Origin of the sequence: Hydrogenophaga sp., from assembly GCF_030158645.1 — a bacterium.
Taxonomy (GTDB): Bacteria; Pseudomonadota; Gammaproteobacteria; order Burkholderiales; family Burkholderiaceae_C; genus Hydrogenophaga.
On sequence record NZ_JAOASO010000061.1, the window covers coordinates 1 to 11,736 of the forward strand.

General features: G+C 65.7%; 14 protein-coding genes. 5 read left to right on the top strand and 9 right to left on the bottom strand.

Going from position 1 to position 11,736, the window contains the following annotated elements:
* Positions 1-72: 72 nt before the first annotated feature.
* The 6 genes from Q1W68_RS06155 to Q1W68_RS06180 form a co-directional block, all read right to left on the bottom strand.
* Positions 73-1,179 (bottom strand): D-alanyl-D-alanine carboxypeptidase family protein, encoded by a 1,107-nt coding sequence (locus tag Q1W68_RS06155; RefSeq protein WP_300649730.1) that lies wholly within the window; start codon positions 1,177-1,179, stop codon positions 73-75.
* Positions 1,180-1,297: 118 nt separating this feature from the next.
* The gene (locus Q1W68_RS06160) at positions 1,298-1,921 is read right to left on the bottom strand and encodes an alpha/beta hydrolase (protein ID WP_300649718.1); all 624 of its coding nucleotides are present in this window, start codon (positions 1,919-1,921) and stop codon (positions 1,298-1,300) included.
* A 51-nt stretch (positions 1,922-1,972) separates the two neighbouring features.
* Positions 1,973-2,311, bottom strand: coding sequence for a (2Fe-2S) ferredoxin domain-containing protein (locus tag Q1W68_RS06165; RefSeq protein WP_300649720.1), 339 nt, complete (start codon positions 2,309-2,311; stop codon positions 1,973-1,975).
* Complete coding sequence (locus Q1W68_RS06170; protein ID WP_300649722.1) at positions 2,308-3,426, bottom strand: VanZ family protein; 1,119 nt, start codon at positions 3,424-3,426, stop codon at positions 2,308-2,310. The genes Q1W68_RS06165 and Q1W68_RS06170 overlap by 4 nt, the downstream gene beginning before the upstream one ends.
* Positions 3,427-3,430: 4 nt before the next feature.
* Positions 3,431-3,853 (bottom strand): CopD family protein, encoded by a 423-nt coding sequence (locus Q1W68_RS06175; RefSeq protein WP_300649724.1) that lies wholly within the window; start codon positions 3,851-3,853, stop codon positions 3,431-3,433.
* Positions 3,854-4,115: 262 nt separating this feature from the next.
* On the bottom strand, positions 4,116-5,240 hold the full coding sequence (locus Q1W68_RS06180; protein WP_300649726.1) for a hypothetical protein: 1,125 nt from the start codon (positions 5,238-5,240) through the stop codon (positions 4,116-4,118).
* Between the two features lie 209 nt (positions 5,241-5,449).
* On the opposite strand from Q1W68_RS06180, the gene hemB reads away from it, so the two are divergent.
* Positions 5,450-6,451: a porphobilinogen synthase gene (gene hemB / locus Q1W68_RS06185; protein WP_300662641.1), complete on the top strand. Its 1,002-nt coding sequence runs from the start codon at positions 5,450-5,452 to the stop codon at positions 6,449-6,451.
* 10 nt (positions 6,452-6,461) lie between these two features.
* A complete protein-coding gene (locus Q1W68_RS06190) occupies positions 6,462-7,571 on the top strand; it encodes a magnesium transporter CorA family protein (RefSeq protein WP_300715892.1) in 1,110 nt (369 codons plus the stop codon).
* A 7-nt stretch (positions 7,572-7,578) separates the two neighbouring features.
* Here the strand turns inward: Q1W68_RS06190 and Q1W68_RS06195 are convergent, their stop codons facing one another.
* From Q1W68_RS06195 to Q1W68_RS06205, 3 genes are read right to left on the bottom strand one after another with little or no spacing between them, the layout of a single operon-like run.
* The gene (locus Q1W68_RS06195) at positions 7,579-8,481 is read right to left on the bottom strand and encodes an amidohydrolase family protein (protein WP_300650424.1); all 903 of its coding nucleotides are present in this window, start codon (positions 8,479-8,481) and stop codon (positions 7,579-7,581) included.
* A gap of 6 nt (positions 8,482-8,487) precedes the next feature.
* Positions 8,488-9,171 (bottom strand): dienelactone hydrolase family protein, encoded by a 684-nt coding sequence (locus Q1W68_RS06200; RefSeq protein ID WP_300650426.1) that lies wholly within the window; start codon positions 9,169-9,171, stop codon positions 8,488-8,490.
* Between the two features lie 28 nt (positions 9,172-9,199).
* Positions 9,200-9,799 (bottom strand): 2-hydroxychromene-2-carboxylate isomerase, encoded by a 600-nt coding sequence (locus Q1W68_RS06205; RefSeq protein ID WP_300650429.1) that lies wholly within the window; start codon positions 9,797-9,799, stop codon positions 9,200-9,202.
* Positions 9,800-9,885: 86 nt separating this feature from the next.
* Between Q1W68_RS06205 and Q1W68_RS06210 the strand changes: the two genes are divergently transcribed.
* From Q1W68_RS06210 to Q1W68_RS06220, 3 genes are all read left to right on the top strand, one after another.
* Positions 9,886-10,644, top strand: a complete 759-nt coding sequence (locus Q1W68_RS06210; RefSeq protein ID WP_300715895.1) for an SDR family oxidoreductase — start codon at positions 9,886-9,888, stop codon at positions 10,642-10,644.
* 2 nt (positions 10,645-10,646) lie between these two features.
* Entirely contained in the window at positions 10,647-11,114 is a 468-nt protein-coding gene (locus tag Q1W68_RS06215; protein ID WP_300650434.1) for a MaoC family dehydratase, read from the top strand.
* Positions 11,115-11,167: 53 nt separating this feature from the next.
* Positions 11,168-11,736 (top strand): MarC family protein (locus Q1W68_RS06220; protein ID WP_300715897.1); only part of this gene is annotated, 569 nt, incomplete at its 3' end.

Genomic DNA, 11,736 nt, shown 5'->3' on the forward strand with positions numbered 1-11,736 from the left:
CTTCGGAAAATTCCGAAAAGCCCGCTAATGTAGCACGGGGGTGGCGCCCTGGCAATGCAGGGGCCGGCGGCGTCACTGAATCCAGAGGCGGATGGCGTCCCAGGCGCGGCCGAACACACCGCTTTCTTCCACGGTTTCCATGACGACCAGCGGGATCTCGGCCACGGTCGCGCCGCTGGCCATGGTCACGCGCAGCGTGCCAAGCGCATCGCCGCGGTTGAGCGGGGCCACCAGCGGATCGGGGCGAACGACTTCGGTTTTCAGGCGAGCGCCTTCACCCGCCGGCACGGACACCACCACACCCTCGGGGCGACCCAGTTTGACTTGCTCGGCCTTGCCCTTCCAGATGCGCGGCGTGGCCACTGGCTGGCTGGCGGGGAACAGACGCACAGCGTCAAAGGCGGTGTAGCCCCAGTTCAACAGCTTCTGGGATTCGGCCGCCCGGGCATTTTCGCTGGCAGCGCCCAGCAGGACGCTGATCAGGCGCCGCTGACCCTGCGCACCCTCGCCCAGCCCGGCCACCTGACGGCGCGCTGTGGCCACCAGGCAATAGCCGGCGGCGTTGGTATGTCCTGTCTTCAGTCCATCCACGCTGGGATCGCGGAACAGCAGCAGGTTGCGGTTGGTGTCGTTGGTCGCAGGCGTGCCGGGGTAGCGGTAGCGCTGGATCGCGTAGTACGGCACGTACTGCGGGAAGTCGGTCATCAGGCGGTTGGCCAGGATCGCGAGGTCGCGGGCGGTGGTGGTGTGCCCGGCTTCGGTCAGCCCTTCGGTGTTGCGGTAGCTGGTCGACTTCATGCCCAACGACTTGGCCTGCGCATTCATGAGCTCCACAAAACGCTCCACCGAACCCGCCACACCCTCGGCGAGCGCCACGGTGGCGTCGTTGCCCGACTGCACGATCATGCCCTTGATGAGATCCTCCACGGGCACCTGCATCTTGGGATCGATGAACATGCGCGAGCCGGGCATCTTCCAGGCACGTTCGCTCACGCCAAAGGTTTGCGTGAGGCTGATCTTGCCGGCCTTGAGCGCGTCGAACACGATGTAGGCGGTCATGAGTTTGGTGAGCGATGCCGGCTCGACCGACTGATCGGGGTTCAGGGACGCCAGGACCTGACCGGACGTGACGTCCATCAAGAGATAGGCCTTGGCAGCCACCTCAGGGGCTTGGGGCATCTGGGCGGAGGCGGGCAACGCGGCGCCCAGCAGCAGGCAGACCGACACACAAAAAGAAGAGAGACGACGCAACAAAATCCGGTCCTTGAAAGGAGTCAAAAAAAGCACCTGCGCAGCCTCAGGCGCGCAAGTGACGAAGCACGAGCTCCCGCAACATGGGAAGCTGGCCGTGAAAGAAGTGGCCCCCGCCCGGCACCACCAGGACCGGCAGCACCTGCGGCCGAGCCCAGTCCATCACGCTGGACAGAGGAACGGTATCGTCCTGCTCGCCATGAACGACCAGGGTTCGGGCGTGGAGTTCCTCCGGCACGGGTGCGACGGTGAAACGGCTGGCTGCCGTGCCGACGAGGACCAGCTGCTGGATGTCGCGGGAAGAGTGCAGACCCACAGCCGCATGGCTGGTGACAAATGCTCCGAACGAGAAACCCGCCAGGCACAGCGGCCCCTCGGGCGCTTGGGCAGCGACCACGGCCAGCAGGTCGTCGAGCTCGCCACGGCCGCCGTCGTGAGCACCCTCGCTGGCGCCGACGCCTCTGAAATTGAAGCGAACAGCGGTCCAGCCGGCCAGCACACAGGCGCGTGCCAGTGTCTGGACCACCTTGTTGGTCAGCGTGCCGCCGTGGAGCGGATGGGGATGCGCGATGACGGCGGTGCCGCGCGGCGTGCCATCGGGTTGGTCAATGGCCAGCTCGATGAGGCCCGCGGGACCGGCCATCGTCAGGCTTTGTGTTTGGGCGTTCATGCTCGGGTCTGCGGTTCTGGACGGACACGAAGGCAACGCAGCGTCACAGGTTCAGCGACCGACATCGGCAGGGGTCACCAGTCGCTGAACCACCACGCCATCACGCAAGTGCGATTGCACGATCTCGTCGATGTCGTGCTCGTCCACATAGCTGTACCAGACCGCTTCCGGGTACACCACCGCGATCGGCCCACCTGCGCAGCGGTCGAGGCAACCGGCCTTGTTGACACGAACCTTGCCGGCGCCCAGCAGCCCCTGGGCCTTGGCTTGCGCCTTGCACCGGTCAAACGCTGCCTGCGCCTTGTGATCGGCGCAGCAGGATTCACCGCCGTCGCGCTGGTTGAGACAGAAAAAGATGTGGCGTTCGTAATAAGACTTGTTTTCAGTCATGGGTCGATTTTAAAGGCGCGAGCGGCGGCAGTCGGTGAACGCGCCACCGCGAGCAAGCCGAACACAAAGGCGGCAAAAGGCCACAGCCAGCCCAACCACTGGGACAAACCGTGGAAACGGATGAAACGCCCCTGCTCCCAGACCTCCAGCGACTGGGCGAAATAGGGACTCACGGGCGCGTCGTTGAGCAGGCTCAGCGACAGCACCAGACACAACAGCATGACGACGTGGCACATGCGTCGTGGCAGCGCGGCCAACAGGAGGCCCAGCGCGAAGGCGGAGACCAGCCCCAGCTCGGCCTGGGGCGTGACCCACGCCCAGGCGTGGTCGGGGCCGTAGGTCAAGGCAGAAGACAAACCCGCCACACACACAGCACCGACCAACACGAACACGCAGAACACCAGGCGCCGCGCGCGCGACCGCATGTCGCCGTACCCCATCAACAAAGGCGACAGGACGCCCAAGGCGATGCAAAGCGCTTCCGACAGCAGACTCAGAGGAGCGGGTTCCACCAGACGAACGGGAAGCCAATCGAGAAACGGCGTGTCGGTCAACAGCGAGGTCAGGCTGGATTCCAGCCGATCCCAGACATGGCCCAGGCCAAACGGCACCGGCTGCGGGTAGAGCAGGGCAAACGGCCACAGCGCCAGCAGCACCAGACTCCCGTGCGCCGACGGTTCAAACCAGTTGGCACGGATCTGACTCCAGCGGCGCAGCGCGCCCAGGCGTTCGATCAACAAAGCCAACGCCACACCCAGCGCAGCGCCGGCCGCATTCAGCGCCAGATCCACATTGGAAGGCACTCGCGTGGGCAGATAGCTCTGCAGCATTTCCACGGTCAGGGACAGGAGCGTCGGCAGTCCCAGCGCCACCGTCCAAGACCAGCGGGCGCCGGAGCGACGCATGGCGAGTGCCAGCAGAAGACCCAACGGCGCGTAGCCCACCAGGTTGGATCCGACATCAAAGCCTGTCCAGTACTGTGGCAGGGGAGCCTGCAGGAAGGCCAGCGGCACCACGCCCTGGTCTCGCCAGCCGGTGAACGGGTACAGGCTGGCGTACACCACCAGACCAGCGAACAGGAGCGCCAGAGGCCAGGCAGATGAGCGCGCGTTCAAAACATCAGAAGGGCTTGACGACCACCAGGATCACGGCCACCACGAGCAGCACAACCGGCGCCTCGTTGAACCAGCGGTACCAGACATGGTTTCTGCGATTGGCACCCCGCACGAATTGCTTGAGCATCACGCCGCACGCATGGTGGTAGCCCAGCGCCAGCAGCACCACGAACAGCTTCGCGTGCATCCACCCGCTGCCCGCGCCGATGCCGTAGCCCAGCCAGAGCCACAAGCCAAGGGCCAAGGCGGGGACGGCCAACACGCTGGTGAACCGCATCAGCTTGCGCGCCATCAGGAGCAAGCGCTCACGTTCAGCGAGGCTCTCGGGCGGCACCATGGCCAGATTCACAAAAATCCGGGGCAGGTAGAAAAGTCCGGCGAACCAGCTGGCGACGAACACGATGTGAAAGGATTTGACCCAAAGCATGGGGTCAGTGTAGTGCGCGGCACCAGCGTCGGTGGGGCTTGGCCTGTGGTTGGGCCGGACAACGGACAAAAAAAACCCGGCCAGTTGGGCCGGGTTGGGAAGCCTTTTTGCTGTCACACACTAAGGCACCCGCTCAGGGAGGAAAAGCGGGGAGCCACCATTCGGCAGCCCGCCGAAATGGTACACCAATCAAATCGGATATTCAAATTTGACCTGTCAACTTTGACACCAAACCGGCAAAAGGTCGTCGCCATCCAGACCACTACATCATCTTGGCGAGTTCGAACATGACCGCCGTGCCCAAGGCCTCCCGGATGTTTCCGCGCCCGACTTTGGCCATGGAAAACTCACCGAAGCCCGACATGTCGAAGGAGCTGTCGTCCGGTGAAATTTCCACAAACGGGAACTCAAAGACTTCACGCAACAGCTCGCGGCGGAACAGATCGAATTCATCGCCCTTGATTTCGGCGTCCACCACGATCAGGTTGGGCATGCGGCTGCGCACGGCCTGACGGGCTTGCTCGAAATCCACCACGCTGTCGGACATGACCCCGATCTCGCGCAGCGCATCACGCACATCGGCACGGATCTGCAGCGTGGGCGACACGGTCAGCACATAGACGCCCGAAAGCGACTTGAACATCGACGAATGGTCATCGGAGAGATCGACGGCGGAAATGCCGTCCACCGCTTGAACGGTGCGGGTGAACATGGCGGTGAAATTCACGCCTTCATCGGTGGTCTCGCGCTCGATCTCGATACCACCCGCGGTCTGTGCGATCTGGCGAATGAGCACCCAGCTGAGGCTGTCCAGCATGGCGACGCTGGAAGGCGGCAGGCCGTCGTTGGAGACGCGGAGTTGCAAGCGTGCGTGTTTGGGCCAGGCGTTCATGTCCATGCGCACGTCGATGCGGTTGCCAAAGGGCAGCCCCCAGTCGAGCACCGCGTTCACGAAGGTGTAAGCCACCGTGGGGTCGACCAGCACCTCGACCGGCTTGAGCTTGCGGCGCAACTCGATGCCGAGCACGCCGAGTTCGCTCTTGCGCTCCTGCAAGATGCCCTCGACCAGTTGCGCCATGTCGACTTTTTCGTGGGACTGGCGAATGCGACCGCCGTAGAAGCGGTTGATCTGCTGGGCGCTGATCCCGGCCACCTTCAGGCGCTCGGCAGGGATGCTCAAGGCCCGGTGCTCAAGGCGCGTGATGCGCTCCTTGGCCAACAAAAGATCGATGCTGTTCTGGAGTGCGCTGATGCCTTCGGTGATCTGGTCAGCCAGTCCCGCCACCAGCGCAGGCCAGTGCTCCTCCAGCGACCAGGGCAGATCGGCTTTGGCGCCTGGTTTGGCGGCGACAGGCGCGCTGGCAATGTTCTTTTTGACTGAAAGCATGATCAAAGAAAAGGGACCACCCGGTGGCAGGGTCCCAAAATTATCACCATCGGGCGCTTGACAACCGGGGGGAGGTATCAACCATTTCTTCTTACTGTGGAGTTCAACACAATGCGGCGGACTTTCGGCACGTCCGCGCCGCCGAGCAGCCGAGCGCTCGGCGACCAGGGCGACACGTCGATGGAGCTCCTGTTTGCCACAATAGGCCGATGCACAACCCCGCCCCCTACCCCTTCAGCCGCCCCCGCCGCTTGCGCCGGGACCCCTTCACCCGCGATCTGGTGCGCGAGCACCGCCTGACGCCGGCCGATCTGATCTACCCGGTGTTCGTGCTCGACGGCGCTGGGCGGCGCGAAGCCGTGGGTTCGATGCCGGGCGTGGAGCGCCTGAGTCTGGACCTGCTGCTGCCGGTGGCCGAAGACTGCGTGGCGCTGGGCATTCCGGTGATGGCGCTGTTCCCGGTGATCGACCAGTCGCTCAAGACGCCGGACGGCCAGGAAGCGCTGAACCCCGACGGGCTGGTGCCACGCGTGGTGCGCGAACTGAAAAAGCGTTTCCCGCAACTCGGTGTGATGACCGACGTGGCCCTCGACCCTTACACCAGCCATGGCCAGGACGGGTTGCTGGACGAACACAATTACATCCTGAACGACCCGACGGTCGAGATCCTGGTCAAGCAGGCCGTGACCCAGGCGCAGGCGGGCGTGGACATGGTGGCCCCCAGCGACATGATGGACGGGCGCATCGGCGCCATCCGCTCGGCGCTCGAAGCCAACGGACTGGTGCACACGAAGATCATGGCCTACAGCGCCAAGTACGCCAGTGCCTTTTACGGTCCGTTCCGCGACGCGGTGGGCTCGGCGGCCAACCTGGGCAAGGCCGACAAGAAGGTTTACCAGATGGACCCCGGCAATTCCAACGAGGCCCTGCGCGAAGTGGCGCTGGACCTGGCCGAGGGCGCCGACATGGTGATGGTCAAGCCCGGCATGCCCTACCTGGACATCGTGCGCCGGGTCAAAGACGAGTTCGCCGTGCCCACCTTCGCGTACCAGGTGAGCGGCGAGTACGCCATGCTCAAGGCCGCCGCCATCAACGGCTGGCTGGACCACGACGCCGTGATGATGGAGAGCCTGCTGGCCTTCAAACGCGCCGGCGCCGACGGCGTGCTCACGTATTTCGCACGCGACGCAGCCCGCCTGCTGCGCGGCTGACCCACCCGCCATGCGCGTCTTCCACGTTCAGTCCGGCTCGGTCACCGAGTCCGCCCACCTGCCGATGGTGCTGCCGGCCAAAGGCTATGTGTGGATCGCCTGCGGGCGGCGCGAGTTCGAGCTTGAACAAGGCGCGGTGCAGTCCACCCTGCAAGTGCTCAGCGGCATGACGCTGGTGGACCTGCACATCGCCGACCTGCTCAACAACCAGTTGCCATCGCACTACGACTACACCTCGCAGTACGACATTCTGGTCTTCAGGCGGCTCAGCACAGGGCACAGCGAAACCGATCTGGCGCACCCCGGCGAGGTGTTGACGCAGACCATCAAACGCAGCGGCCCACCGGTGCTGCGGCGCATCGACACCAGCCCGGTCGGGTTCGCGGTGTTCGACCGCGTGCTGCTCACTGTTCACCCCGCCGGTTGCCTGGTGCTCGACCACTACGCCACCCGCCTCATGACCGCGTCAACCGCCGCCTCACGCGCCGCCGGCATTGCCCTGCCGCCCAGCCCGGCCGACCTCATGCTGCGCATCGTCAACCAGATGGTCGACGGTTACCTGGAGCTGCGGCGCGAACTCACGCGCCAACTCGACCACTGGCAGGCCGAGCTGCTGCACCCCAAGGCACGCTTCAACAACTGGGGCTCGCTGCTGGACGCCCGCATCTCGCTGCACCACCTGGACGAAATCTGCGAAGACCAGCGCTCGGCCATCCAGGACTGGATCGAGGCCCTGAACACCTGGGAGCCCAACGAGCACAACGGCGGCCAGCGCGGACTGGAACTGCTCAGGGTGCGATCGCGCGACGTGCTCGAACACATCGAACGCGTGGTGCACCACGTGCGCCGGCTGGAACAGAACGCCGAGACCGCCGTGCAGATGCATTTTTCGGCGCAGAGCAACCGCACCAACGACATCATGCGCACGCTCACCGCGCTCACCGCGATCTTCCTGCCCTTGAACCTGATCGCGGGCATCTTCGGCATGAACTTCGAGTTCATTCCGTTGACCCACCTGAAGAGTGGCTTCTGGTGGGCCATGGGGTCCATGGTGCTGACCGCTGCAGCACTGGGTGTGGTGTTCTGGCGCAAACGCTACCTGGCGCGCACGGCGCGCTGAGCCTGCCTCAGGGTGTGGGTGTGGCCAGCCCGAAGAGCTTGGCGCCGTTGTCCCACGCGATGCGCTGTGCCACGTCGGCCGGCAGGCCACCGAGCCAGGTGCGGTAGCCCTGCATGAGTTCGCCGTAGTACTGCCAGCGCTGGTTGACCCAGGTGTCGGAGCCGATCATGAAGCGGTCGGGGTACTTGAGCAGCAGCGCGCGCCACTCGGGGCACAGCTGGCCATCGACGCAGGTGAGGCCCGGGCGGTAGGACAACTCGCCCATCAACTTCGGGTAGCGGGCCAACAGCGCATCGACCCGAGTGGCGGGCGTCCCGCCAATGCCGGTGTGCGCCCAGATCAGGCGCATCTTCTGACCCTTGGACGGCGTGTTCGCCATCAGCAAGTCAATCGCCACATCGTCCACGTGCGCCAGGATGGCGAGGTCTTTCGCTTCGGCCAGCGCCATCAGCTGTTTCGCCACCGGGCCGTTGGCGTTGGCACTGTCGTACAAGTGGAACTCGCCCAGGCCTCGGTAGGGGCCGGCGGGCGTGCCGCGCGCGAGTTCGGCGCTCACCATCTCGACGATGGTGGGGTCTTGGAACCAGCTGTTGTAGTCGGCGCGGTTGCGGTACAGGCGCACAAAGGGCACCACGGTCACGCCAGCGGCGCGGGTCTGCTCGCGCGCGGTGGCCAGTGCGGTGGTGCCGTCGTTGGGGCGCGAGTTGGCGACGATGGCGCGAACGCCGCTTTTCTGCATGCGCTCCAGCACGTCGGCGATCGGGTGCGGGCAACCCGGGGCCGGCGTGTCGTGGGTGCAGGCTTCGTCGTTGTAGTGCAGGTGGGCGTCGAACAGCGGGCCGCTGTAGTCGGCCGCTGTGGCGGCCGTGCAGACCGCCACCAGGGCGCTGAGCAGGCCGGCGCGCCGCATGGCGGTTCAGCCCAGATGCTGCGAGAAGAAGGCCAGCGTGCGTTCGCGCGCCAGCTTCGCCGCGGCTTCGTTGTACGAGCCGCGCTGGTCGCAGTTGAAGCCGTGGTTGGCGGCGTACACGTGCACCGACACGCCGGGCTGGACCTTCTTGAAGACCTCCACCGTGTCCAGCGGGATCCAGTGGTCCTGGTCGCCGAAATGCGCCATCACCGGCACCTTCGGTGTGCGCGCCGCTTCAGCGGCTGCAGTCATGCCGCCACCGTAGTACGGCACGGCGGCCGAGAGGCCTTGGAGCGTGCAGGCCGCGCGCCAGGTGAGCAGGCCACCCCAGCAGTAGCCGACGATGCCGACCTGGCCGGCTTGCGCTGCGTGGTCGATGGCGGCCTGGATGTCGGCCATCACGCCGGGTTCGGGCAAGCCGTCCACGGCGGTCTTGAAGCCGAAACCGGTGCCCATGTCGGCTTCGGTGTAGCCCAGCTCGACGCCGGGCTGCACCCGGTGGAACGTGGCGGGCGCAACCACGAAGTAACCGTCGGCTGCGTAGCCGTCGGCCACGGAGCGGATGTGCGAGTTCACGCCGAAGATTTCCTGCAGCACGACCACGCCACCCTTGGGCTTGCCGGACGGCTCCGCCACGTAAGCGGGGAACGTTGTGCCGTCAGCGGCCTTGAGGTCGATCATGTGTCCCATGGGGTGCTCCTGTGTGGATTGAAAAACATCAGGCGCGCAGCTTGCGCGCCACGAAATCGAGCCGGTCCTGGCCCCAGAACAACTCGCCATCGATCACGTAGCTCGGTGCACCGAACACACCGGCATCAATGGCCGATTGCGTCTGCTCGTCGTAACGGACCTGCACGTCGGGCTGCTGCGACTGCACCAGCCGCGCCGCGTCCAGGCCGCACTCGGCGAGCAAGGCCGCCAGCACGTCCATGGCGGCGATGTCGCGCTCCTGTGCCCACACGGCGGTGGTCACCGCGCCGGTGAGCTGCATCGCGGCATCGGCGCCGTCGTGCAGGGCCACGGCGGTGATCAGGCGCGCCGCCGGGTCGCCGGCCACCGGAAAGAAACGCGGCTCCGGGTTCAGCGGCACGCCCAGCGCTTCGCTGAAACGGCGCAGCTCCACCAACCGGTAGGCCTGGCGTTGGGGTGCGCGCTTGGGCAGGGGCAGGCCGCCGGAGAGCGGGAAGATCTTGCCCAGGTCCATGGGCAGCACCCGCACGTCGGAGCCGGTCTCGCGCACCAAGGCGGCAAAACGCTCGTGGCCGAGGTAGGTCCAGGGGCTCTGCGGCGCGATGTAGTAGTCGACTGTGTGACGCATGGTGGTCTCCTCACGCTGTTGTAATGGTCGTCTGGCGGCGAGCCCGTGTTGTACGCGATGCCACCACTTTCTGCAGGAGACAGGTTATGGAGAAGGCCACTGGGCGGGTGCTGTTGGTCACCGGCGGCGGGCGCGGCATTGGCGCCGCCACGGCGCGCCTGGCGGCATCCCAGGGCTGGGCGGTGGCGGTGAACTACACTGCGAACTCGCTGGCCGCCGACGAGGTGGTGCGCGGCATCCGCGAGCTCGGCGGCACAGCCATCACGGCGAAGGCCGACGTCGCCGATGAAGCCCAGGTGCTCGCGATGTTCCAGAAGATCGACGCCAAGCTCGGCCGCCTCACCGGGCTGGTGAACAACGCCGGCGTGGTCGACGTGAGCGCGCGGGTCGACGAGATGGGCGTGGCGCGCTGGCGCCGCATGTTCGACATCAACGTGATCGGCTCGATGCTGTGCGCCCGCGAGGCGGTGCGCCGCATGAGCACGAAGCACGGCGGCGAAGGCGGCGCCATCGTCAACGTGTCCAGCGCCGCGTCGCGCCTGGGCTCGCCCGGCCAGTACGTGGACTACGCCGCGGCCAAGGGCGCCATCGATGCCTTCACCATCGGCCTGGCCAAAGAAGTGGCGGCCGAAGGCATCCGGGTGAACGCGGTGCGCCCAGGCCTGATCGAGACCGAGATCCACGCCTCCGGCGGCCTGCCCACGCGGGTTCGCGACCTGCAGCACCTCGTGCCCATGCAGCGCGGCGGCACGGCCGACGAGGTGGCGCAGGCGATCGTGTGGCTGCTGTCGGACGCGGCGAGTTACACCACGATGAGTTTGTTGGACGTGTCTGGAGGACGCTAGAAATGACCCCTGAAATCAAATACTGGTGGGAAGACCTGGAGGTGGGCAGCACCCGCGACCTCGGCACGATCACCCCCACCGAAGAAGAGACCGTGGCCTTCGCGCGCCAGTTCGACCCGCAGCCCTTCCACCTGGACCACGACGCCGCCAAGGCCTCGGTGTTCGGCGCGCTGAGCGCCAGCGGCTGGCACACCTGCGCCATGGCCATGCGGCTGATGGTCACCAACTTCCTGAGCGAGAGCTCCAGCCTGGGTTCACCCGGTCTGGACAGTCTGAAGTGGCTCAAACCCGTGTTCCCCGGCGACACGCTGCGGCTGCAGCACACCATCCTGGAAAAACGCCCCATGAGCAAACGGCTGGACGTGGGCCTGGTGCGCACCAGCTGGGAAATGTTCAACCAACACGGGGACAAGGTGCTGTTCATGGAGGGTTACGGCATGTTCCGCCGCCGTGAGCCAGGGAAGCCTTAGCCCACACAAGGAGCCGGCGCGCGCAACGCGGCGGGGGTGAGCCACAATCCGGCATGGATTTCAAGCCGCTCATCACCCTGCTGGCCATCGTCAACCCGTTGGCGATCGTGCCCTTCTTCATCCACTACACGCAGGGCTTCAGCCGCAAGCAGCGCCAGCGCACGGTGCTGATTTCGTCGATCAGCGCGTTCTCCGTCATCGCCATCTGCGCCATCATCGGCCTGCAGATTCTGGAATTCTTCGGCATTTCGCTGGCGAGTTTCCAGGTGGGCGGCGGCATGCTCTTGTTGACCTCGGCGCTGTCCATGCTGAACGCGCAACCCGCCGAAGCCAAGACCAACGAGCTGGAGGTGAGTGACGCGTCGGCCCGCGCGTCGATCGCGGTGGTGCCACTCACCATCCCGCTGCTCACCGGCCCGGCCACCATGTCCACGGTGGTGATCTACGCCGACCAGGCCAAGACCTTCTTTCAGCACGCCGCGCTGGTGGGCTACGGGGTGGTGATCGCGCTGGCCACCGCCATCTGCTTCACGCTGGCTGAACCCATTGCGCGGTTTCTGGGGCAGACCGGCATCAACGTGATGACGCGGTTGATGGGGCTGATCCTCGCGGCCCTGTCGGT